The 24,218-nt window shown below is 56.8% G+C and carries 18 protein-coding genes, 1 tRNA gene and 1 pseudogene; 4 read left to right on the forward strand and 16 right to left on the reverse strand.

The features are described 5' to 3' along the window. Positions 1 to 5: 5 nt before the first annotated feature. Positions 6 to 1,331, reverse strand: a complete 1,326-nt coding sequence (locus DIT71_RS16240) for an NADH:flavin oxidoreductase/NADH oxidase family protein (protein ID WP_114614285.1) — start codon at positions 1,329 to 1,331, stop codon at positions 6 to 8. Positions 1,332 to 1,488: 157 nt separating this feature from the next. Here DIT71_RS16240 and DIT71_RS16245 point away from each other — a divergent pair. Then, positions 1,489 to 1,854: pseudogene (locus DIT71_RS16245) on the forward strand (integrase core domain-containing protein); the annotation flags it as partial. Between the two features lie 50 nt (positions 1,855 to 1,904). On the opposite strand, the gene DIT71_RS16250 reads toward DIT71_RS16245, so the two are convergent. The 4 genes from DIT71_RS16250 to DIT71_RS16265 all read right to left on the reverse strand — a co-directional run bounded on the left by DIT71_RS16250 (position 1,905) and on the right by DIT71_RS16265 (position 8,555). Then, a complete protein-coding gene (locus DIT71_RS16250; protein ID WP_114614287.1) occupies positions 1,905 to 5,753 on the reverse strand; it encodes a DUF3427 domain-containing protein in 3,849 nt (1,282 codons plus the stop codon). Between the two features lie 283 nt (positions 5,754 to 6,036). Then, complete coding sequence (locus DIT71_RS16255) at positions 6,037 to 6,702, reverse strand: SOS response-associated peptidase (protein ID WP_114614288.1); 666 nt, start codon at positions 6,700 to 6,702, stop codon at positions 6,037 to 6,039. A 76-nt stretch (positions 6,703 to 6,778) separates the two neighbouring features. Next, complete coding sequence (gene umuC, locus DIT71_RS16260; protein WP_114614289.1) at positions 6,779 to 8,062, reverse strand: translesion error-prone DNA polymerase V subunit UmuC; 1,284 nt, start codon at positions 8,060 to 8,062, stop codon at positions 6,779 to 6,781. A gap of 49 nt (positions 8,063 to 8,111) precedes the next feature. Beyond that, entirely contained in the window at positions 8,112 to 8,555 is a 444-nt protein-coding gene (locus DIT71_RS16265; RefSeq protein ID WP_114614290.1) for a LexA family protein, read from the reverse strand. Positions 8,556 to 9,128: 573 nt separating this feature from the next. Here DIT71_RS16265 and DIT71_RS16270 point away from each other — a divergent pair. Genes DIT71_RS16270 through DIT71_RS16280 form a run of 3 tightly spaced genes read left to right on the forward strand, consistent with a single transcriptional unit; the run spans position 9,129 to position 13,006 of the window. After that, positions 9,129 to 10,775, forward strand: a complete 1,647-nt coding sequence (locus DIT71_RS16270) for a PEP-utilizing enzyme (protein ID WP_114614291.1) — start codon at positions 9,129 to 9,131, stop codon at positions 10,773 to 10,775. Continuing rightward, positions 10,772 to 11,593 (forward strand): PEP/pyruvate-binding domain-containing protein, encoded by an 822-nt coding sequence (locus DIT71_RS16275; protein WP_114614292.1) that lies wholly within the window; start codon positions 10,772 to 10,774, stop codon positions 11,591 to 11,593. The genes DIT71_RS16270 and DIT71_RS16275 overlap by 4 nt, the downstream gene beginning before the upstream one ends. A gap of 21 nt (positions 11,594 to 11,614) precedes the next feature. Continuing rightward, positions 11,615 to 13,006: an MFS transporter gene (locus DIT71_RS16280; RefSeq protein ID WP_114614293.1), complete on the forward strand. Its 1,392-nt coding sequence runs from the start codon at positions 11,615 to 11,617 to the stop codon at positions 13,004 to 13,006. Between the two features lie 510 nt (positions 13,007 to 13,516). On the opposite strand, the gene DIT71_RS16285 is transcribed toward DIT71_RS16280, so the two are convergent. The 11 genes from DIT71_RS16285 to DIT71_RS16335 all read right to left on the reverse strand — a co-directional run bounded on the left by DIT71_RS16285 (position 13,517) and on the right by DIT71_RS16335 (position 24,212). Beyond that, positions 13,517 to 13,593 (reverse strand) — tRNA-Met (locus DIT71_RS16285). 85 nt (positions 13,594 to 13,678) lie between these two features. Then, entirely contained in the window at positions 13,679 to 14,356 is a 678-nt protein-coding gene (rnhB, locus tag DIT71_RS16290; RefSeq protein ID WP_114614294.1) for a ribonuclease HII, read from the reverse strand. After that, the gene (gene lpxB / locus DIT71_RS16295; RefSeq protein ID WP_114614295.1) at positions 14,353 to 15,537 is read right to left on the reverse strand and encodes a lipid-A-disaccharide synthase; all 1,185 of its coding nucleotides are present in this window, start codon (positions 15,535 to 15,537) and stop codon (positions 14,353 to 14,355) included. Before lpxB ends, rnhB begins: the two co-directional genes overlap by 4 nt. A 19-nt stretch (positions 15,538 to 15,556) precedes the next feature. Then, the gene (gene lpxA / locus DIT71_RS16300; protein WP_114614296.1) at positions 15,557 to 16,348 is read right to left on the reverse strand and encodes an acyl-ACP--UDP-N-acetylglucosamine O-acyltransferase; all 792 of its coding nucleotides are present in this window, start codon (positions 16,346 to 16,348) and stop codon (positions 15,557 to 15,559) included. Then, entirely contained in the window at positions 16,348 to 16,785 is a 438-nt protein-coding gene (gene fabZ, locus DIT71_RS16305) for a 3-hydroxyacyl-ACP dehydratase FabZ (RefSeq protein WP_114614329.1), read from the reverse strand. Before fabZ ends, lpxA begins: the two co-directional genes overlap by 1 nt. Before the next feature lie 14 nt (positions 16,786 to 16,799). Next, the gene (lpxD, locus tag DIT71_RS16310) at positions 16,800 to 17,825 is read right to left on the reverse strand and encodes a UDP-3-O-(3-hydroxymyristoyl)glucosamine N-acyltransferase (RefSeq protein WP_114614330.1); all 1,026 of its coding nucleotides are present in this window, start codon (positions 17,823 to 17,825) and stop codon (positions 16,800 to 16,802) included. Positions 17,826 to 17,877: 52 nt separating this feature from the next. Continuing rightward, a complete protein-coding gene (locus tag DIT71_RS16315; protein WP_114614297.1) occupies positions 17,878 to 18,375 on the reverse strand; it encodes an OmpH family outer membrane protein in 498 nt (165 codons plus the stop codon). Positions 18,376 to 18,425: 50 nt separating this feature from the next. Further along, the gene (gene bamA, locus DIT71_RS16320; protein ID WP_114614298.1) at positions 18,426 to 20,744 is read right to left on the reverse strand and encodes an outer membrane protein assembly factor BamA; all 2,319 of its coding nucleotides are present in this window, start codon (positions 20,742 to 20,744) and stop codon (positions 18,426 to 18,428) included. A 43-nt stretch (positions 20,745 to 20,787) separates the two neighbouring features. After that, positions 20,788 to 22,137: an RIP metalloprotease RseP gene (gene rseP / locus DIT71_RS16325; RefSeq protein WP_114614299.1), complete on the reverse strand. Its 1,350-nt coding sequence runs from the start codon at positions 22,135 to 22,137 to the stop codon at positions 20,788 to 20,790. Positions 22,138 to 22,185: 48 nt separating this feature from the next. Next, positions 22,186 to 23,379, reverse strand: coding sequence for a 1-deoxy-D-xylulose-5-phosphate reductoisomerase (gene ispC / locus DIT71_RS16330; protein WP_114614300.1), 1,194 nt, complete (start codon positions 23,377 to 23,379; stop codon positions 22,186 to 22,188). Further along, on the reverse strand, positions 23,373 to 24,212 hold the full coding sequence (locus DIT71_RS16335) for a phosphatidate cytidylyltransferase (protein WP_114614331.1): 840 nt from the start codon (positions 24,210 to 24,212) through the stop codon (positions 23,373 to 23,375). Before DIT71_RS16335 ends, ispC begins: the two co-directional genes overlap by 7 nt. Positions 24,213 to 24,218: the final 6 nt, after the last annotated feature.

Raw genomic sequence — 24,218 nt, forward strand, 5'->3', positions numbered from 1 at the left:
CCGCCCTACGGTTGTGGGCAGGCTTTTTTCACCCGCCGGGCCCGGCTCAATTCATCCTTCATGTAGGCCCCGAGGGCCTTGAGGATACCCAGATCCGTATCAACCTCTTCGCCGTCTGCCAGCCGGAAGATCTGCTGGTAGAACCAGGCCTGGCCGCCAAGCACGTTAAGCACCTTTAGCGGCACCAGCGGACTTGCCGGAGAGAAAAAGCCTCGCTGGGCAAGCCTGATGTGATCCTCGTGGCAGGCAGTCTTGTCGATACGCCCTTCGAGCAGATCCTTGGGCGTATCCGGATCCGTACAGAGCGGCCGGCCCAGACCAATTACATCGGTTTCGCCACTGCCAACCACTTCTTCCATAAAAGTCCGTGTGCGGAAGCCGCCAGTAACCATCAGCGGACAATCGCAGACTTCGCGAATCTTCTGGGCATAATCCAGGAAATAGGCCTCCCGTTTGCGAGTGCTTTCCCGCAAGGCCGGCCCCTCGCTCGCGGTGTCCGAATCACCGCTGTAACCAAGCAGCCGGGGCTGCTCGTAGGTGCCTCCGGATACCTCCAGCAAATCAACTCCCTCATCATTGAGCCAGCGCACAACGCTCACACACTCATCCAGAGTAAACCCTCCTTTACGGAAATCGTCGGAATTGAGCTTTACCGCTACCGGAAACTCCCGGCCCACGGCCGCCCGAGTTGCCCTAACGGCCTCCAGCAGGAAACGGGCGCGATTCTCCAGAGACCCGCCCCAGCGATCAGTCCTCTGGTTGGTTACCGGAGACAGAAAAGAAGACAACAGATAGCCATGAGCCCCGTGCACCTGAACGCCGGTAAAACCCGCATCCTTGGCAACCCGGGCGACACTGGCAAAGCGCTGGATGAAGTCGAGGATTTCCCCATCCGTCAACGCCCGCGGGCGGGCATAATTACCCATCAGGGACAGTTGGACCGCCGAAGGGCCCAGTGGCTTAGTGGTGACGTATCGCGGCGACTGCCGGCCGGCATGGGAGATCTGCATCCACAGATGATTACCATTCCGGGTACCGGCATCGGCCCAGGCGCGCAGTTGAGCCATGCCCTCGGGCTCACCCTCCGCCGGCGCCGGGTCGATAGCCACATTGCCGGGCCGCTCCAGTACCCGGCGGTCAATCATCACGTTGCCGGTAATCAGCAATCCCGCTCCACCATCAGACCAGCGTCCGTACAGCGTTTCGTGGCGGTTGGTCGCATACAAATAATCGTCTGACAGACCTTCGGTCATCGCGGCCTTGGCGATACGGTTGGGCAGGACAGCGCCGCAGGGAAGTTTGAGGGGTTGGGACAGGGGCGATTGGGGCATGACATCATCCTGATAGTTGTTGATTCGTCGGCTTTCGAATCATGGCCTGCGTGTAGAATGCGTGCAATGGCGGTCGGGAACCTATTCCAGAAACTTGCCGATGGACCCAAATCCATCGCTTCAGCATTTGCTGCTGGCCACCTGCCCTGCGACGAGTATTCCCGTGCTCGAGCGCACCATCGGCTGGCGAGGCTACCCCCCTAAATTCCGTATGAATAACGATACCGAGCTCATCTCTGTTACGTTGGCGGATTGGGCTGAGCACCATGGCATTGCAATGGAGTTCATCAAACCAGGCACGCCTACCCAGGACTGTTATGTAGAGCGTTTCAATCGGGCTTACCGGGACAAGATTCTGAACATGTATGTCTTCCGGAATCTCACAGAAGCCCGGCAACGGACTGAATCCTGAATGACTGAATACAACGATGAACGTCCCCACGATTCACTCGAAGACCTGACGCCATCGGAATGCTTGGCGAAACACGGAGCCCACCATCATGACTCCATGGGTATGGGGTAGCAGCGCCCAAAAAGCCGGCAGTGGCCGAATGGAGCCCCTTTTCGTATGCTCTAACTTGTCGAGCTCAGCTTAAATATCACGCTCATTGGCGCGCTTCCCTCATGGCTTTGATACTCGACAGGGCCATGGTAGGTGAACGGAGCAGCCTTGCCGTTGCGCAACCTGTTTTCGCGGACAAACAGGTGTATTGAGAGCCCCAGTTTTTTGTGATCGATCAGCTCCTTTCCCCGCTTATTTTGCGGTGTGGTGGAGTTCTGGCTCTGCCAGTGAAATGTCGAATCATCAATCCAGTGATCAACGTAACGATGATCCGCACCTTTCCCCTGCTTGTTCAGTGTCACCAGCAGAATGTTGGCATTGGCGTCTTTCAAGAATACGTGACCGCTCTGCCAGTTACCGGGATTGAAGGTTTCACCGAATAATTCGGGAATTTCTTCTCTCGGTATCTCCTGCCCCAATACCATTTCCAGAGGGTCCACAACCCCATCCAGCCGGGCAAAAGTTCGAAACTGGTCGCTTAGTTCGGGAGTAACGACGATATCTTTGTAATCTGGGTTAGCAGCCTCAAGAATGTATTCGCCATCTGACGATTTCCGCACCGTCCTCAAGAGATACTGGGTGTCACCGGCCTCATCAAGCCGTTCAATAGCGAGCGTATTACCGGTAATAGATCCGGCCTGGTCCGGATTTATTTGCTCAAGCAATAAATAGTCGCCATCTTGAACTGGGTGTTTCCCTCCATTCATGGAATCGCCCGAAGCCCGGGCAATAAAATGGCGGTTTGGCTCTATTCGACCATGCCCCATTCCGATAGACCTGTATTCGGGCTCCTCCGCCTGACTATTTTTGAAGTGACCACATGCAATTCTAAGTGATGGAAAATACGGCAGCTCAGTTCCCATAGGCGTCATTGGCACTACATTTTCTGGAGGAGACTGGATTTCTTTGGCTGAGTGGCGCGCCTCATAGGAAGCCAGGCGATAATCAATCAGCTCCTGCACCATTTCCTCAAAGGTTTTAACCTGACCCGTGCCCAGTGAAATAACCGGTTTAAATTTATCACCTTCGATCCGGAAAATGGGGGGCGACTTGTTTATCCAATGATCGACGGGGTTTTTCTTCCAGTACCGCTGCCATTGCTGCGATGAACCATCAACGCCTTTTACCGAATCGGCGAGCTCCTGATACAACCTCGGTCTGCGTTTTAGTATTTGCCAAGATTCTTTCGCCAATTCCGGAAGCTTGGGCGCACTCCGCCAGCCACCCGACTGCTGGAACGCATCCAGCAAAATCATCTTGAATGACTTGGTCATGGAAGTGGTCTCAACTTCCATCAGGAAGCTTTCCTGGCTCGCCAGAAGTTCCGCCTCAATATCAGTGAGGTCATCCATGTCCCGCACGAGTCCGAACCAGCCACCATGCTGCTTTCGGGTTTTCGTGATACTAGCCCCAAAGTGGTAATACTCGGTGAGCGTTGGACGGCGACCAAGCGTGTCTTTTAAAGCTTGATAGTCTTTTTCAGCGCCGTTCTGGTCCAGCCCCTTCAGGAATTCGATGACTTCCAAGTCGTAATTGATAAAACAGCCATCCGGCAAGTTCAGCTGGTGCTTCTCAGCTTTACGGCCGAATTCCGCCAGTTGCCGGTGGTTCATCGCCTGGCCAATCAAAGCCTGGGGTTTATGCAGAAAGCTTTGGTGGTTGCCCACAAAATCCAGAATCACCAGCCTGTCTTTGCCCGTTGCCGTACTTTTCCGAAGACCCCGGCCGATTTGTTGGAGAAACAAAATCTTTGATTCTGTCGGGCGCAGCAGCAATACGGTATCGATGGCGGGTATATCGACACCCTCGTTGAACAGATCTACGGAGAAAACCACATCTAGCTGACCATCCTGCAAGCGTTCCAGCGCTTCACCGCGAGACATCTCAGATTCACCGTGGACAGCGGCAGCCCTGACTCCGTGTTTCGCAAACTGACTTGCCATGAAATCGGCATGTGCCCGTGACACACAAAATGCCAAGGTTCGGCTCTGCTTATGTTGTCGCCATATTCTCAATGCGTGCCGTGCACGCGCCAGCGTCGCCAGCTTATTGGCCAGCAGGTTGGGATCGAACTTTCCGTTACGCCAGGGAATCTCATAGTAATCGACGGTATCGTCATAAATTCCGTAGTAGTGAAACGGCACCAGAAAATTGCCCTTCACGCCGTCAAACAACGGATATTCAAACACCAGGTTGTCATCACATAACGAGAAGATATCGGAGCGGTCGGTACGATCAGGGGTCGCCGTTAACCCGAGCAGAAATTGCGGTGCGAAATAACTCAAAAGCTGGTGATAAACAGGCGCTGCGGCGTGATGAAATTCATCAACCACGACGTAATCGAAGTGCTGCGGGCTGAAGCGTCCCAGATGCATTTCTTTGCCAAGCGTTTGAACCGAAGCACAGAGGATATCTACCGTTCGGTCTCGCTGCTTACCCATGTAAAATCCGACACGGCTATCTGGCTTAATTCGCAAATAAGTCTCAGCCGCCTGATAGAGAATCTCCTCCCGATGCGCAACGAAAAGAATCCGCCTTGCGCCCATTTGCACGGCGTCAAAGGCGGACAGCCAGGTCTTACCCAGACCTGTTGCCAGTACAACCAAACCTCTGCAATAGCCGTCTTGGCGAGTCTGATCCAGGGCTTCCAACGCCTCCTTCTGAACATCATTCGGAGTCGGTACTTCCTGTTTCTCGTCGCTGCCTGGTTCCATTGACTGAGCCGGCGGTTTTCTGCGTTGCTCGTATTCATCAATCCATTGGTCAGTAAGTTGAGCAACATTTGAATGCCGAAAAAGTTCTTCAAACCGGCTGGCAGCCTCGAGGTATCCTGAGTCCGGAGGAAAATCGACCTGGTAATTCCACTCCAACCCGTCCTGAAGCGCCTGCCGACTGATATTACTGGAACCAATAAACGCCCTGCCCCACATTTGCCGATGTTCTGCATAACCGGCAAAAAGATAGGCTTTTAGATGAAAGCTACTGCCTTTGCTTTGATAGATACGCACCTGCGCACCATGGTCGCGCAACAGAAGAAGCTTTCGAAGCGCTTCGGTGTCGGTAATATCCAGATAATCACTGGTAAGGATGCGGAGGCGGGCTGGATCAGGTTTTCGCTGCAGAGCGCTCACCAAATCAGGAAAGAGAAGATTCAGACCAGTGGTTTTTACAAAGGCTACCGCCATATCAACCTGATCAGCAGCTTTAATCGACTGGCACAATTTGGGCAAAAAATGATGTTCTTTGCCGCCCGTGGTGAGCTTCTCGTGGGTCGCAGGTGCCTTGGTCAACAGAATGTTTAACCACTGCTCATTTCTATTCGGGCGCTGGTCATCAGTGCGCCACATACGACAAGCTTCCAACTCTGTGAGGCCCTGGATCCACTGCTGAGCAATCGATTCATCTGCATCTGTGAAATGCCGCCCTTTATCATTGCGCTCACCCTTTCCAACCTTAAAGCTCATGTAGAGGGCACCGTCCGGTTTTAAAGCACCCCACAACAGGGCAATAGCTTCCGGCACCTGATCAACAGGCAGGTGCAACAGGCTGGCACATGCCCATATTGCGTCGTAGGTATTGGTTTCGTTGATCTCTGCGAAAGATCGGTGCTGAATAGACAAACCAGTCTTTTGACGGGCAAGATCGACAACCGCGTTGGACCCATCAAATGCGGAAACACGATATCCTTTCTCTTTGAAGAACAACGCATCCCGGCCAGAGCCACAGCCGGCATCCAGAATATGGCCACCCTCGACAATTTGCGGAAGAAATTCTTGGTAAAGCTTGTCCATGCTGACCTCAAACGTCGATTCTACAAACGCATCGGCATTGCTGTTGTAATAGGCCAGCGTGTCCTTCATCAGGTAATTTCCCTACAACTTATTCTTGTTAGATAAGATTTTAGCCAGGCTACCAGGCGGGCGAGTCGACGCCAAGCAAGTACACTTTGAGTTGTCTCCGAAGGACTATGATTTAATGACGGATTCCGCATCCGATGCTGAAGAGTGTATTACTGGTGACCTGCCAAACCGCCATTTTCGACCTGAGCCCGGTGCTGCGTTACCCCATCAAGCTTTCTGTGAGCCGATGGGGTTTTGAGCGTCTGACCATTTAAGTGGTGGTTTGGTCAAACCCAGGCGGCGATTAATCAGCCGGCAAAAGTTCTGCCTCGCCAACTCGCTCAAGATTCTGGACCCCCTTCACAGGCTCGCAGACCAGGGGGGCGGGAATGTGAGTTTTCATGAGGCCCTGAAATGCCTCAACCTGGTGAAAATCCGGATCCAGCCACATATCAAAGTCACCGGAGCGCAGCATCAACGGGATGCTTTTAGGATGAATGTGGCTGAATCTTGGATGCGGCGGCAGTGTGATCACCGTGAAAGAATTGACGGTCTCATCTTCAAAATGCCAGGTCTGCCACAAACCGGCCAGCGCCGTAGCTTCGTTCTGCGGGTGAATATTGTAGACCTGTTTGCCCTTCCACTCATGGAAAGCACTGACCGGGATGATGCAGCGTTTGCCGGGATAGACTTTCTTCCAGAGCGGGCTGCTGGTAAGACGATCACTTCGGGCGTTGAAGGTCTGAAATTTGGGGTTGGGCCGGACTCCGTAGCCTTGAGGGCGAGGTTCTATCAGCAACGACCAGATACCCGGGAGCAGGTACCGATCACCGGCGGCTTCCATCACGAACTCACCGATGCCGCCAGGCGGAACATTATGCTGAGGCCGGGGTGTGACGCCAGGCAGACCGAGCTGCTCCATCAGCGTTTGGACTTCGGGTGAGTCTGTTACGTTGTAGCGACCGCACATAAACCTGCACCTCCTTCAAACATCTCGATAAACGCTGCGCTTCCAGATTACTCTCGGTACCCAAAGGTTACGAGTTTCAACGAACTTCGGGCAACTGGGACCAATTCGTGGTGTACGCCGGCGACAGGTGTTCCCTGCGCATGACATAGGCCGCTGGGCCAGCCTCCCGGGCCATACAGATCGTGGCCCGCGATTTGCGGTTGATCTCATCCATCACCGCCATCAGGCGTGCAGACCGTTCACCTTTACCGTCGTTAGCCGAAGACAGGTCAAACATATCTCGCTGAAGCCCGGTTTCGTCCACCAACTCACTGAGCATAATGCCCGCTTTGGCATAGTCGTAACCTGCACGATACATTGACCGAAGCTGGGTCAGCGCCTGCTGCACAATTACCCGGGAGTCCTGAGTAGCACTCACCAGCCGCACCGAGGCGCTTTTGGAATATTGGGGAACGTCCGCCCGAAACGGGTTGGTCCGGACGAACACCATCAGCTCACCTGCATACTGCCGGCCGCCCCGAAGTTTTCCAGTGGCTCTGTTAGCAAAGTGAGAAACAGCCTCTTCCAGATCCGATAAGGCTTGAAGAGGCTGACCAAACGACCGGGAGCACATGATTTGCTTCTTGGGTGGTGGCGCGTCATCCCAGGGAAGACATGGAACACCATTAAGCTCCCGAGCGGTTCGTTCCAATACCACAGAAAACCGCTTTCGCAGCGTAGCCAAATCCGTGTCGGCCAGTTGTAGTGCGGTGACAATGCCCAGAGCCTGGAGCTTGGCGGAGAGTTTGCGCCCCACGCCCCAGACTTCCTCGACCGGCACCCGTGCCAACAGTCTTCGCTGCCTGGCCGCGTCCGTCAGGTCAACTACACCGCCTGTCGCCCGGTATTTCTTGGCTGCGTAATTGGCGAGTTTGGCCAGTGTTCGGGTGGGCGCAATACCAACGCACACCGGCAAGCCTACGTTTTGGTAAACGATGTCCTTAATCTGCCGCCCGAAGTCTTCAAAGGCCACCACCCGGTCAATGCCGGTAAGATCTAGAAAGGCTTCATCAATGGAATAAATATCCACTCTGGGGGCCAGGGATTCCAGTGTGACCATCACCCGTCGGCTCATATCGCCATACAGCGTGTAGTTCGAAGAAAATACTTCGATGCCGTATTGGTGGATTTCCGTTGTTATATGATGCACGGGTACACCCATTTTAATGCCCAGCGCTTTGGCTTCCTTCGAGCGTGCGACCACGCAACCGTCGTTGTTGGAGAGCACAACGACCGGCGTTTCCCGCAGATCCGGACGAAATAACTTCTCGCAGGAAGCGTAGAAATTATTGCAGTCAACGAGCGCATAAACCTGCTTCACCCGGCTTGATCCTGTTCCCGATAACTGTCGGTTGCCGACAGTTTTCCTGTCATGAGCTCACTCCCCGCTTGAGCGAACGCACGACATTGGTCACGACACCAAACACTTCCAGCACCATATCAGCGTCAATGATCATCGGCTGATAGGCCGGGTTTCTGGGTAAAAGCCGGACTGGTGGTGGCGTCAGGTGAAGCTGCTTCACTGTCATTTCCGATTCCAGGCTGGCGATGATGATATCCCCGTGTTTGGCCCTGAGAGACCGATCCACCACCAGCACATCCTCCGGCAGGATGCCGGCCTCCACCATCGACTCGCCCTGCACTCGCACGAAAAACGTCGAGGCGGGGTGTTGAATACACAGCTCGTTCAGATCGAGGGTTTTTTCGACGTAATCCTCCGCCGGCGAAGGAAAGCCAGCCGAAACCCGCTCCAGAAACAGCGGTATGTTCAGTCGTGAGAAGGACGCGTAGTCACCAAGAAGAATGCAGGGCATGCTTTACACCGAATACTGGTTGAATATACAGTATTTTGGAGAGCAAACTCCGTCGGGTCAACCCGGGGACGAGAACCATCATCTATACTCAGCGTAATGCAGACTGCCAGGATTGGCAGAAGGGGGCTGTATGAAAAGTGTGTTACTCATGTTTATCGGTGGACTGATGGGCGGCATGATCGGACCAGTGGCAGCGTTGGTCGGTGCCACTGGAGGGTTTCTGATTGGGAGCTTAAGTTGCGCCTCAATCGACACGCCTGGTCAGCAACATGATCCCGAATAAGCTCCAAAGCCTCATCCATAAGTGGCATGGTCACACAGTTGCGCGGCTGCGGTTGGCTTGACCTTGACCCCGTTTCAGTACCGCTCATTATCAGAAAAATCCGGCGTGTCTGGTGGGCTTGAGCGTCCGCCTCTCAAGCAATCATTTTCTTGTTCGAAATTTGGGCTGGGCCTACTATTGAATTAATGGCGATCAATCGACATCCCTCGGGCAGACATGCACCGGGCGGGCGGTCCTGTTGATTAACAGGGATACGTAAAAACCTAAATTCATGCCAGGACACAAAACCCATGAACACAACAACTTCATCCTACGCATCAGTATTTGAAGCGCCCGGCCCAGGATCATGGACCGTTGACGCGGCCCACTTCCCGCGACCTGTCTCTCGTTTTCAGGCCGAGATCCACCCGCAAGGCATCACCAAGGGTTTTCTACACTGCGCGCGCCGCTACGGGTTGCTGATCGATACTCTCGACTACCGGTTTGTAAATGGTTTTGCCTACTCAACCGTCGTACCGGCGCCCGAGGCAGAAATTCCGGCGCGCTTCAAAGCCGCCGAAGATGTGTTTCCCAAAAAAATCTGGAGAGAGGATCTGGAGCGCTGGGACCGCGATGTGAAACCCGCCTCGATCAGAACGCATAAAGAGCTGCTTGCCGTGGACCCGCTGGCTTTGTCCGAGGATGAGTTGATCGCTTATATCGAACAATGCCGGGATAACCTGGAACGGATGATTCATCAACATCACAGTTTCAATCTGGCAGCGATTCTTCCAGTCGGTGATTTCATGGCCCATGTCGGCGCATGGACGAACGCTCCCATCGGCGAGTTTCTGGCCCTGACGCGGGGATCGGCACCGGAATCCGCCGGGACCTTCCCAGAGCTGGATCGACTGGCCGAGGAGATACGCAACAGCCCGGATGCCCGTCAAACCCTGGCATCCGGAAAGGCGAGTGCGGATATCCTTGCCCAGCTTCGCAGTGCCTCGGGGCCTCTGGGTGACGCAACCAGGGATTATCTCGGCGTGGTCGGTGACCGACTGCTTAACAGTCTTGATACCGGCGAGCCCTCGGCTATCGAAGTGCCCGACGCGCTCGTCGCCCGGATCAGGATGGCTGTCGAACAGAGCGCGCCTCAGGCTGAGGCTGTTGCCGAAGCAGACGTGTCCAGATTGCGGGAAAAGATTCCAACAGAACACCGTGCCGATTTCGATGATCTTCTTGACGAGGTGCGTTTGGTGTCGCGGCTGCGTGACGAGCGCGGATTTTACAGCGACGTCTGGGCGGGAGGTGTCATGCGCCGTGCGCTGCTTTCCGCCGGAGCGAGGCTTGCCGCAGAGGGCCTGATCGAGGAGGCAGCACATCTTATCGAGGCAAGTTACGAAGAGATCCAGGCCCTTCTCGGCCGACAGGGTGGCCCGAGCGGGGCCGAGCTTGCCGCGCGCGCCTCCTATCGCAAAGGACATCGCGTCGACACTGCGCCTGCGGAACTTGGCGATCCCGCTTCGCCACCCCCTCCGATGGACGGCTTGCCATCCCACGTAAGAAGGGTGATGACCGCCCTGGTGACGGCCATTCAATCCCTCGGGGCCGACGTTCAAAGTCATCGCGACAGCGCCGTCATCAGGGGAATTGGCGCAAGCCCCGGAACCTACAGCGGCATCGCGCGGGTCATCGACGGGCCGGATGACCTGGGCCGTCTGGAACGTGGTGACGTGCTGGTCACGGCAGCGACCACAGATTCCTTCAACATAGTGCTTCCTCTGCTGGGGGCCATCGTAACGAATGCGGGTGGCTTGCTGTCACACGCCGCCATCGTGGGACGCGAATACGGCATTCCCTCCGTCGTCGGGACTCGTAACGCCACAGCGCAGATCGCAGACGGAACCCGTGTGACAGTGGACGGAACGAGAGGCGAAGTCCGGATCGACTCACCGTGAAACCGGGTCCGTTGGCCTCGCTCTGCGATGAGTCTTTGTATGGCGGAAAAGCCACGCAACTCGGTGCAGCGCTCCGCGCCGGACTGCCTGTGCCCGGGGGTTTCGCGCTCGATACCGCGTTCGTCGATGCAATCGCGGCAGGCGACGCCAGTGCGCGGACGGAGCTCGCCAGAATATGTGCGCAGATGCCCGGACCGGTGGCTGTCAGATCGTCGGCCATCGGCGAAGACTCGGTGGGTGCGAGCTTCGCCGGACAACATGCAACTGTTCTCAACCTCATGGGTTTCGGGGCGGTTTTGGACGCGATTCTGGTCGTCTGGGAATCCGCGCGGACGGAGTCTGCACGGGCGTATCGAGACCGCGTGGGGGCGGACACGGCCATACGCATGGGCGTGGTCATCCAGAGTCTTGTGGCCGCTGATGTGGCCGGCGTGTTATTCACCTGCAACCCCGTGACCGGTCAAGACGAACTTGTCGTCGAGGCATCGTGGGGCCTGGGTGAGGCCGTTGTGCAGGGCTTGGTCATCCCCGACAGCTATCGCATGGATCGCGCAGGACGTCTCCTGGAAAGCCGCGCGGGTTTCAAGGACGTCAGCGTGCAGCGTGTGCCCGGAGGCCTGACCCGCACCGAAACTGTCGCCGCGCATCTTGTCGAGCAACTCTGCCTTGATGCGAAAAAACTGGCTGCGCTACAAACGCTTGTGACGCAGTGCGAGGAAGTTTTCGGTACCGGACCCCATGACATCGAATGGGCATTCGAAGGCGAGACCCTTTACCTGCTGCAATTACGCCCAGTGACGAAATCGACTGTGGCCTGACGATAACATCGGGACAACACTTTGAGCGCCAACAACGCTGCCATCCGAATGAGTACCGCGAGTACGGCGGGCCTGCTGATGGCGTCGGCCCAGGCGCCGCTGGGTTCGACACTGATCGCCGTGGCGCTGCCGTCCATCAGCCTCGGAATCAGTGCGGATCTCGTTTTGATCACGAGCCTGCTGGTCACCGGTTATCTGGTCGTTAACGTGATTTGCCTGGGGCCGGCGGGAAAGATCAGCGATGTCGTCGGGCATTCGCGCATCCTGTGGACAGGTATTGGCCTTTATTTGATCGGCGCGGCTTTCGGGGTTCTGGCGCAGGGTGTCAGCTTCCTGTTTCTGTCGCGCTGCCTGATGGCCGTAGCCGGTGCCCTGGTGGTTCCGGCAACCCTCGCCCTGTTGCGTCTGCATGTGCCTCCAGGGCGACGTGGCCGTATCTTTGGCCTGTTTGGTGCTACGATGGCAATCGCGGCAGCCTGCGGGCCCGTCCTGGGCGGTGAGATCGTGAGCCTTTTTGGCTGGCGTGCTGTTTTTGTTGCCAATGTGCCATTTCTGGCCGTCTCGGCGCTTCTGCTGCATCGCTATCCCCTGCCTGCAGAAAACACAGCGACACAGCGCCCGCTGAGAAAGCTGACAAGATCGCTGGATTTTATGGGCATCGGGCTGCTGGCGCTGTCACTGACGTTGCTGATCGTGGCCAGCAAACTTGAAGGCGCGATGTTCATGGCCGTGGTTCTGGCGGCGGCCATCGCCGGAGTCGCCTTCGTCAAATGGGAGGCGAAAACCCCGGCACCAGTCTTTGATCCGCACCTGTTTTCCCTGCCCCCCTTTGCCGCAGGAACATTTATAATCGCTCTGCAGAACTTTGCGATGTATGGATTGCTTTTTCAGTTGCCGCAATTCTTTTCCGTATTCCGCGTGACGGAGCCACGCGACATTGGCTACATGCTCTTCGTCATGATGATCGGCATGGTGTTTGCGGCGCCATTGGGTGGACAACTGACCGACCGGATCGGCGCACGAAGTGCGGCGCTTTTGGGCAGTGTGTTGCTGTTGTCAGGCGTTGGTCAGCTATGGGGCATAGATTCGTTTGAGTCCCCGCAGGGCGCGATGCCAGCCCTGCTGATGTCAGGGTTGGGCCTTGGCTTGTGCAACGCGCCTGCACAGTCAGCCTCGATGAGCGCCGCAGAGCCCGGACAGGCTGGAATGGCCGCCGGCGTCAGTTCCACGATGCGTTATCTGGGCGGCATCCTGAGTATTCTGGTGCTCGGTATGGTTCTGGGAGACGACCAAATCGTCAGCGTGGCGCGCCACACCGTCATGATCCAGCTGTTTACAATTGCCATTGGGCTATCCGCACTCATGAGCCTGTGGCTCCCCGGCGCGTCTGTTGCCACCGCAAAATCCCCCTGAAGGCGGTATCCGGGCTAGATATCAGCTAAACACCGCACCGAGGGCCATCCTGAAGAAGATTTAACCGCGAGTAACGAGACCAAATAAATAGCGCAAAATTGAAAGATACGAATGTTCGCTTTGTTTAAAAAGCTTGGATTTATACTGGTGCCCTTGCCACTCCTAGCCTATGAGTGAACCTACCTCGGTTCAGATTCCCCTCACTGGCTCATCTCGTCGCGGTAAAAAGTCCGCTTTCCAATGAAAGCGTGGCCAGAACCCCGACGTATGTCGCCATAATGTGGCAACTGAGCTAGACTAGAACGTCAAGAACACACTCAGACTTGCAGCGTAGACGACGACTCTCACCGGAAGAACAAAAACTGACTGACGGTCATTTTCCACCTGGCCGCAGATCGAACCGTCACAAGCCTTGGCACATATTTGTCACATATACGTCACAGGGGATTTTGGCCGGCCCAAACGCAAAAAAGGCAGACCAGTAAGTAACTGATCTGCCTTTCTTAAATATGGTAGCGGGGGCAGGATTCGAACCTACGACCTTCGGGTTATGAGCCCGACGAGCTACCAGACTGCTCCACCCCGCATCAACGCTTTTGACTTCTAAACTGGTTGTTTACCGGGCCAGGCCCGATCAACGTGCGCGTATACTAATGATTCGATCGCGGCCTGTCAATCGATATTTTCAAAGAGGTCAGAAGGGTATGGAAGCTCATCCACTGCACCGGCGCTGAACATGCCGACGCCCTCAATCGCTTCCTGTACCGGCCGGAATGAGCGCCGGTGATGGGTTGTGGCGCCCAGCCTGCCGAGCGCTTCCAGGTGCATGGGCGTGGGGTAGCCTTTATGGCTGGCGAATCCATAGTCAGGATAGGCTTCGTGGAGCACCGCCATCTCGCGGTCGCGGGTTACCTTCGCAAGTATGGAAGCGGCACTGATGGCTTCTACCCGGCTATCGCCCTTCACGACCGGCTCCGATGGCCAGTGCCAGTCAGGACAGCGGTTGCCATCCACCAGCACATATTCGGGCCGCGTAGGCAGCCCGGCTACCGCCCGCTCCATGGCCACCATCGTGGCGCGGTAGATATTCAGGCGATCAATCTCGTCGGCCTCGCAGCGGCCCAGGCTCCAGGCAACGGCACGCTCTATAATCTGTTCGTACAGTGCCTCGCGGCGCTTCTCAGTCAGCTTTTTCGAATCCGTCAGGCCGGGTATCGGTTTCTCCGGGTCCAGAATTACTGCCGCCGTCACCACGGCGCCCACCAGTGGTCCACGACCGACCTCATCAACGCCGGCCAGTAGCCGGCCCTGATAGCAACACTCGAAAGCTGGTAGCGGGCTTTTGTTCACGACAGCCTACCTTCAATGAGTTCAGACAGCGCAGCCGCAGCCTGCTCGTCCGCATTCTGCCGTAACTGTTCGTGTAAACGGGAGAAAGCTTCGGTCAGCCGGGCGCGCTCCGTTTCGTTTTCAAGGCGCTCGAGAACGGCTTCGCCCAAGGTCTCTGGCGTGGCGTCATCCTGCAGCAGCTCCGGCACCAGTAACTCACGGGCAAGCAGGTTGGGTAGCGCAACGTGGGGCACCTTTACCAGCCTCGAAACCAGCGCATAACTGAAACCGCTCAGGCGATACCCAACCACCATCGGCTTTTTCAGCAGCATGGCTTCCAGGGTCGCGGTTCCGGACGCCAACAGGACTACATCCGACGAGGCCATCACTTCCCGCGAGCGCCCGCGCACAATGGTTACCTCAAGCTTCACATCCAACGCCTCCACCAGCGCACGAACCTGCAGCTCCCGTTCGCGATTGACGCATGGTATCACCAGCTGCAGATCCGGACGCCTGCCCTGGATCCAGCGCGCAGCCTCGAGAAACAGTGTGCCAAGGCGCTCCACTTCTCCGCCCCGGCTTCCCGGCAGTATGGCCAGCACCGGTGCATCTTCGCGCAGACCGAATGCTTTGCGGGCTCCGGCGGTGTCCGGAACCATCGGAATACGGTCTGCCAGGGGGTGGCCAACAAAGGCAACGGGAATATTATGCTCTTCGTAAAACCGCGCTTCAAAGGGAAACAGGGTCAGCATGAGGTTGACGGATTTGGCAATCTTGAAGATACGCTTCTGGCGCCAGGCCCAGACCGACGGGCTGACATAATGAGCGGTAAGCATGCCGGCGTCACGGCAGCGCCGCTCAATGCCCAGGGTAAAATCCGGGGAATCGATACCGATTACCACGTCCGGCGGGGTTGCCAACAGGTAGTCCATCAACCGGGCACGAATGCTGAACAGCTCGCCGAGGCGACCAAGTACTTCCACCAGTCCCATAACGGAAAGCCGCTCCATGGGCACCAGCGAATGAAAGCCTTCAGCGACCATTTCCTCGCCGCCAATGCCTACAAAACGGGCGTTGGGATATCGGCTGCGTAGCGAGCGGATCAGGCCCGCGCCGAGGATATCGCCAGAGGCTTCTCCGGCCACGATGGCAAAGGTTACTTTGCGGGTACTGATAACAGGATGATCGGTAGGGTCCGTCACCGGGATGGCTGCCCCCTGGCTAGCGGATAATGCCGCGGTCTGCACCGCGAAGGGAGTCAATCAGCGGCTGCACTTCGGGAATATCCGGATAGGCTTTTTCCAGCTCCACAACCGCCTGTTCGGTTGTCAGACCCTGGCGGTAGATAATCTTGTAGGCACGGCGAAGCACCAGCAGAACTTCCTTGCTGAACCCACGGCGCCGCAGGCCCTCCACGTTCATGCCAAATGGCTGGGCCGATTGCCCGCTGGCCATTACGTAGGCGGGAATGTCTTTGAGCACGATACTGCCGCCGGCACTCATACTGTGGGTACCGATGTGGCAGAACTGATGGACCATGGTTCCGCCACCCAGAATGGCAAAGTCACCCACGGCTACGTGCCCCGCCAGCGTGGCACAATTGGCCAGTATGGTGTTGTCACCGATGACGCAGTCATGGGCGACGTGGACATAGGCCATCAGCAGGTTGCCATTACCAATGCTGGTTTCGCCGCGGTCCTGTACCGTGCCCCGGTGGATGGTGCAGTTTTCGCGGATAGTGTTGTCGTTGCCAATAACGAGCCTGGTGGGCTCACCCGCGTACTTCTTGTCCTGACATTCCTCACCCACACTGGAGAACTGGAAGATGCGGTTATTGCGGCCAATGGTGGTGGGGCCCTTGATCACCACATGGGACATGACTTCGGTGCCTTCACCGATCTCCACATCCGGGCCAATGTAGCTCCAGGGACCGACAATGACGTTATCAGCCAGCCTGGCAGACGGATCCACGATCGCCTGAGGATGGACTCCCGACCATTCTTTTGTCGCCATCAGCTTTCTCTCTCAGCGGTCAGTATTTCTGCCACACAGACGACTTCGTCATCAACCAGTGCGCGGCATTCGAACTTGTAGATTCCACGCTTGCCGGAGATCATTCGGGACTCCAGGCACAGCCGGTCACCCGGAACAACCGGGCGCTTGAAGCGGGCCTTGCTGGACCCGGCGAGATATTGTACCACGCCATCAGACGGCTTACGGCCAACGGTCAGGAAACCGAGAATCCCCGAAATCTGGGCCATGGCTTCGATAATCAGAACGCCCGGCATAATGGGATTGTTGGGAAAGTGGCCGTTAAAAAACGGCTCATTCAGGGAAATGTTCTTGTAGCCCTTGATGAACTCACCCTTTTCCGACTCAGTCACCCGATCAACCAGCAAGAACGGGTAGCGGTGTGGCAGGTATTCCATGATTTCTTTGATGTTCATTATCATCAGTAACGGCCTCAGCCTTCTATTTTCTTTTCCAGTTCTTTTAGCCGACGCGCCATGGCATCAAGCTGGCGAAAACGCACGGCATTCTTGCGCCATTGCCGGTTAGTGTCGGCGCTGGTTCCCGATGAATACACGCCAGCCTCCCGAATATCACCAGTAACAAGGGTCATGCCGGTCAGATGCACCTGATCGGCAATAGTCAGGTGGCCCGCCACGCCTGAAGCACCCCCAAAAACGCAATGGCTGCCAATGCGGGTACTGCCGGCAATACCCACCATTGCCGCCATGGCGCTGTGATCACCGATGCTGACGTTGTGGGCTATCTGAATGAGATTGTCGAGCTTTACACCGTTGCCAATCATCGTGTCATCAAGCGCACCGCGATCGATGGTGGTGTTCGCACCCACTTCCACGTCATCGCCCAGGACTACACGGCCCAATTGTGCAATCCGGTGCCAGGCGCCTTTCTCGTTGGCAAAGCCGAAGCCGTCCGAGCCGATAACCGCGCCGCTCAGAATATGGCAGCGCCTGCCCAGAACAATGTCGTGAGCCAGGGTCACCCGGGGGCGCAGCACTGACTGCTCACCAATATTGCACCGGGCACCAATGATACAGCCGGCACCTATCACCACGTTGTCACCAATAACCGCCTCAGCCTCGACAACCGCCTGAGGTCCGATGCTGGCACTGGGTGAGACCTGCGCCGATGGGTCCACTATCGCAGAGGCATGAACGCCCGGCTGAGATACGGGCGCAGGATCAAACCAGTGGCTCAGGCGAGCGTAACCGAGATAGGGGTTGTCCAGTAACAGGACGTCGGCAGGGCACTGATCCGCAATGGAGGCAGAGATGATGACCGCAGACGCCCGGGTATCTGCAAGATAGCGGGCGTAGGAGGGGTTGGCCAGAAATGCTACCTGGCCGGGCACGGCCGCCTGAAGAGTCGCCAACCCATCGATTTCGGTATCGGGATTGCCCCGTAGCTCCGCCCCAAGCTCTGAGGCAATATCGCCCAGCCGGTATGAACGCTTTGTCATTATCAGCTCCACAAGATGTTTCCCGGGCTGGCCTTTATCCGGCCCGCCATTATCAGCGGTCCAACTTCTCCAGGAGCTCGTCCGTCAGGTTCATCTCGGGCTTGACGTAGACAACAGCCTCGCTTGGCAGAATCAGGTCAAGGTCATGTTCGTCCAGTAACTCTTTAACGGCTGCATCCACTTCCGGGCGGGCACTTTCCAGAAACTGCTGCTTGCGGTTTGCCACCGCAGAATCCAGGCGCTGCTTGAGAAAGTTGAACTCCTTGACCTTCTCCTGGAATTCAGCAGTCATTTTATTGCGCTCGGACTCATTCATCATCGCGCCGTCTTTCTCGAGACGCTCTTTCAGATTGCGAGCGGCTTCCTGGGCTTCCCGGACCTTTGCTTCTTCACCGGCGAATTCCTGCTGCATATTCTCACTGAACACCCTCGCATCATTTGACGAGAATAGCGCCTGACGCAAATCAACCACGCCGACCCGGGTTTCAGCCAAAACCGAAGTGGAGGCCATCAGCGCCGCCAAAAATACTGCCATGGACAATCGGAACATCTTGTTTCTCCTGTGTTTCAATTTTTACGGCGTTTCCGCCCGATCTCTGATCAGAAGGTCTGACCCAGGGAGAACTGGAATACCTGGGTATCGTCGCCACTCTTGTCGTTGAGAGGCCTGGCAAGGCTGAATGCCAGCGGGCCAACCGCGGTGATCCACTGAAAGCCGATACCCGCTGACAGCCGGACTTCATCCAGTGCCGGATCAAAATTCCGATCGGCGTCAAACACCTGGCCCGCATCCAAAAAGAACGCCGTTCTCATCGAACGGGTATCGCCGGCGAATGGTGTGGGGAAGATCAGCTCAAGGCTGCCCTCTGTCAACAGGCTGCCGCCAAAGGGGTCTTCATCTGAAAAGTCGCCCTCCGCAAGTTCGGCTCGTGGCCCCAGAGAGTTTGCCTCATACCCGCGCACCGAACCATAACCGCCCGCGTAGAAGTGCTCATAAAACGGCATCACGCTGCGCCCACTATACCCGTCACCGTAGCCGATTTCCGAACGCGCCCGGAACACCCAGGTGTGGTTCTCATTGAACGGCTGGTAGAAATCCGTTTTCTGGCTCACCTTATAGAACGTCAGATCACTGCCGGGCACAGCAATATCACTGGACAGGGATACACTGTAACCGTCGGTAGGCAGAATGCCCCGGTTCAACGTGCTGCGGCGCCAGGAACCGAACAGGAAGTAATTATTGAAACTATCACCCTCCTCAGTAATAAAATCGGTAACGTCGGGAGAAGTAAATCTGCCGGTTTTTATTTTCGACAGCGTATAGCCAAGACCAAAATTCAGCCGGGTTATGTTGTCCGTCGGATACCCGAAGGTCATCCGACCGCCGTATTCGTCAAGCAGGTAGGATGAAATATCCTGCTCCTCAAAATCCGTCTCGCGGGCGAACACGCTGAAGCCGCGGCTTACGCCATCCACCGTGTAATAAGGGTCCTGGTAGGAGAAGTTGGCGCTCTTGATGGAATCACTGACGTTGACGCCGAAGGACACCCGCTTTCCGGTGCCAAAGAAGTTATTCTCAGACACGTTGGCACCCAGAATAACGCCAGATGCCTGGGAGAAACCGACAGAGGCAGAGAGGCTGCCGGTCGCCTGCTCTCTCACCGCGTAGTTTACGTCGACCAGATCATCGGTGCCGGGAACCGGGACGGTCTCCACGTCCACGGTTTCGAAGAAGCCGAGCCGCTCCAGGCGGGTTTTCGAGAACTCGATCCGGTCCGTTGAGGCAACGCCACCTTCCATCTGGGTCATTTCCTGGCGCAGCACGTCGTCTCGTGTGGAAACGTTGCCGTCGAAATTGATGCGCCTGACATAGGCCCGCTTGCCAGGCTCCACGAAGAAGGTCACCGATGCGGTATCGCCTTCACCCGGCTCAGGTACGGCGTTGACGTTGGCAAAGGCATAACCCTCCCGCCCAAGACGCCGGGACAGGGATTCGGAAATGGCCGTCATGCGAGAGCGGGAGAACACGTCGCCTTCTTCGATGGGGATAAGCTCTCGCAGCTCCTCTTCGTCAACGATGAGCTCGCCACGCAGATTGACATCGGAAACCGTGTACTGGGCGCCCTCGTTCAGCGAGATGGCAATGAATACCTGTTTCTTGTCTGGCGAAATCGACACCTGGCTGGATTCGACATTGAAGTCGATATAGCCCCGGTCAAGGTAGAAGGAGCGCAGGGATTCCAGATCGCCACTCAGGCGTTCACGGGCATACTTGTCGGAATTGGTGATGGAGTTCCACCAGCTGGAGGTTCTCAGCTCGAACAGGTCCAGCAGGGTTTCATCGTCAAAAGCTTCATTGCCGACAATATTGAGGTGCTGGATGGCTGCCACCGTGCCTTCATTGATATCCAGGCGGATAGCAACCCGGTTCCGCGGAAGATCCTCGGCGGTTGCCTTTACCCGGGCGTTGTAACGTCCCTGGCTGATGTAAGACCGGAGAATTTCCAGCTCAAGCCGCTCCAGGGTGGCGCGACGGAACACCTGTCCTTCCTGCAGGCCGGCACTTGCAAGCGCATCCATCAGCATGTCGGTTTCAATATTCTTGTTACCCTCAATGTCGATGGAGGTAATCGATGGCCGTTCCTTGACGGTCAGAATCAACACGCCGGCGTCCCGACTGGCCTCAATATCGGTGAACAGGCCAGTGCGAAACAGATCCTTGATGGCCGAGGCCAGCTCGACTTCATCAACCGGTTCGCCGATTGACACCGGGAAAGCGGAAAATACGGTTCCTGCGGATACCCGCTGAAGGCCCTCTACCTCAATATCGGATACGGTGAATTCGTCAGCCAGAGCCGGTCTCATGGCGGAAGAGGCTAATGCCAAACCTACAGCTAAACCCAGAAAAGAACGTCTCATTCAATAATTTCGCCTGTTGATGCGCGTAAGGGGTTCGCAATTCTCACAACCGCATCAGGTCGTTGTAAAGTGCAAACACCATTAATGTGAGGATCATTGCCATACCAATACGTAATCCAAAAGCCTGCGCCTGCTCGGAAAGCGGCTTTTTGCGAATGGCTTCGATGGTGTAATAGACAATGTGCCCACCATCCAGAACCGGTACCGGCAACAGATTCAGCACCCCGAGGCTGACACTGAGGTAGGCAAGAAAACGTACAAAATCTTCAAAGCCGGAACTTACACTGGCTTCGGCTATCCTTGCAATGGTAATCGGACCACTAAGGTTAGTGGGAGAAAGCAGCCCCGTCACCATTTTCTTGATGGCCACCAGGGTCAGCCTGGTGTCGCCCCAGGTTTCAGACATGGCATTGGGAATCGCTGCCAGGGGCCCGTAACTGACATCCCGCAGTACCTCGTCCGGCCAGGTCACTTCACTGACACCGGCCCCTACAAGGCCGGTGACTGTGCCGTCATCCGCCCTGTTTTCCGCGGGCGTCACTTCGATACGCTGGGTGCTGCCGTCACGCTCCACCGTGAGCTCAAGGGGTTTTCCGGGGGCGTCACGAATAAACGAGACCAGCTCGAACCAGTCAGACACCGGTTCGCCATCAACGGCAACCACGCGGTCTCCGGACTCCAGGCCTGCGGCCTCAGCCCTTCCCCCGGCCACAATCTCGCCCAGTACCGGGGGCACATCCGGCCTCCAGGGAGTGACACCGAATTCACTCAAAGGATTGGGATTCTCATCATTGATGCGCCAACCCTCGAGGGACCCGGCCAGGGTGCCGCGACTGCCATCCCGGGAGACATCGATGGTTATTTCACCCACCTCACCGGTGCGCTCGAGAAGGCGCATATTCACATCACGCCAGGAGGTTACCCGACGACCGTCAACTTCGTGGATTTCCATGCCCGAAGCGAGACCGACACGATCAGCAACACTGCCTTCGCTGACCTCCCCAACAATGGGCGCTACCGTAGTGAATCCGACAACGCTGAGCAACCAGTAGGCGAAAATGGCAAACAGAAAGTTGGCTGCCGGCCCGGCTGCGGCAATGGCGATACGCTTTGAGGGCGGCTTGGAATTGAAGGCCAGGTGCTTCTGGTCCTCAGGGACCGGCCCTTCCCGCTCGTCCAGCATCTTTACATAGCCACCAAGCGGGATCGCCGCCACCGCAAACTCCGTGCCCTGGCGGTCATACCAGGAATACAGGGGCTTGCCAAAACCCACCGAAAAGCGCAGCACCTTCACGCCACAACGACGGGCGACCCAGAAGTGACCGAATTCATGGAGGGTTACCAGAATGCCCAGCGTCAATATCAGCGCCAGGATGGTTTCAACTATCTGCATAGTGTTCTCTGTTTGTGTTGATCAGCCCGCCGATCGAGCCCGCCCGTATCAGACAACCAGCCCGAGGATCTGTTCCCGGGCCCGGGAGCGCGCTTCTGCATCTTTCGCGAAAATAGTATCGAAACTGTCTGCTGGCACAACCTCCGTCGCAGCCAGAGTCTGCTCAATGATAGAGGGAATATCAGCAAAACCCAGCCTGCCGGCAAGAAATGCTGCTACCGCTTCCTCGTTGGCGGCATTCAGCACCGCCGGCGCGGTTCCACCCTGTTTGAAGGCGTCCGCGGCCAGCCGGAGACAGGGAAAGCGGTCGAGATCTGGCCGCTCGAAATTAAACTGCCCGACACGAAAAAGGTCCAGCGGCGCAACTCCGGCGTCTATCCGCTCGGGCCAGGCCAGGCCATTGGCAATCGGGGTGCGCATGTCGGGGCTGCCAAGCTGCGCCAGCACAGAGCCATCGGCATACTCCACCATGGAATGAATGATACTCTCCGGGTGTACATGCACTTCGATCATTTCCGGCGTGGTATTGAACAGCCAGCAGGCCTCAATCAGCTCCAGCCCCTTGTTCATCAACGTTGCAGAGTCAACCGAGATTTTCTGGCCCATGGACCAGTTGGGGTGAGCGCATGCCTCTGCCGGCAATACATGGCGGAGCGCTTCGGCAGAATGGGTGCGAAAAGGACCACCCGAGGCCGTCAGCAGAATGCGTGTGATGCCCGCACCGACGGTATTCCGGATCTTGTCGGGGGGCATGCACTGGAAAATGGCATTGTGCTCGCTGTCGATCGGCAACACTTCCGCACCGGACTCGGCAACGGCATCCATGAACAGCTTGCCGGACATCACCAGCGCTTCTTTGTTAGCCAGCAACACACGCTTGCCGGCCCGCACAGCTGCCAGGGTGGGCGGCAAGCCCGCAGCGCCAACAATGGCAGCCATTACCGTGTCGGCTTCGGCATCCGCAGCCACCTGGCCGAGCGCCTCAGCGCCACTGAGAACGGTTACTGATGGCAGATTGGCAAGGGCCAGGGTCAGCGCCTGGGCGGCCTTGGCATCCGCCATTACCGCATAGCGTGGCCGGAATTCGTGGCACAATTCTGCCATGCTTTCAACGCTGGAACTGGCGGTGAGCGCATGTACTGAAAAACGATCCGGGTGCCTGCGGACGACGTCGAGCGTACTCAGGCCTATTGAGCCGGTTGCCCCCAATATCGTTATGCAGCGCTTCAAAGAGGTCACCATTGCCCTGCAGTCAGCCAGCCCAGGAGGGTAACGACCAGCGCAAACACCGGAATCGCCGCCGTCAGGCTATCTATTCTGTCCATGATGCCACCATGACCAGGCAACAGTTGACTGCTGTCCTTGATGCCGCGAAAGCGCTTGAGCATGCTTTCCAGCAAGTCACCCAGCACTGACACGGCGCCGGTGATCAGGCTGGCAATGACCAACAGCAGGGACTGTATCATCGTAGCCGAGGCCAGGGTGCTGATAATAAGCGCGAACACGGCCACCGCCACCAGGCCGCCCCATACCCCTGCCCAGGATTTGCCGGGGCTGACCCGTGGCGCAAGCTTGGCTTTGCCGAATGCGCGGCCCGCGAAGTAGGCACCAATATCGGCGACCCACACCACGCAGAAGACGTAGAGAATAAGCAGGAGGTTATTGTCACTGTCCCCAAACTCGAAGCCGCCGGTACGGATATGGTTCAGCCCGACCCAGGCGGGAACCAGCACCAGCAACCCCATTATCGCACGAGCCGGCATACTGCCCCAGCGTTCAGCGCCGGCCGGATAGCTTCGCACCATCAGAAAACAGAGAATCCACCAGACAAGGGCCAGCCATAGCACCGCCAAAGCCGGAACATTCAGCAGGCCGTAGAGTATGCCTGCAACGACCAGAGCGTAGGCCAGCCGGGCCGCCGCGGCAGTCATGCCTGACATGTTGGCCCACTCCCAGGCACCAATGGTAATAACGGCACCGGTAAAAAGGGCAAAGCCAAGCGGCGGCAGGAAGAATATGCCGCCAAGGGCAATCGGTGCCAATATAAGCGCGGTAATAATACGGGTTTTAAGCACGGTATC

The sequence above is a fragment of the Marinobacter vulgaris genome (assembly GCF_003344045.1).
Classification (GTDB): Bacteria; Pseudomonadota; Gammaproteobacteria; order Pseudomonadales; family Oleiphilaceae; genus Marinobacter; species Marinobacter vulgaris.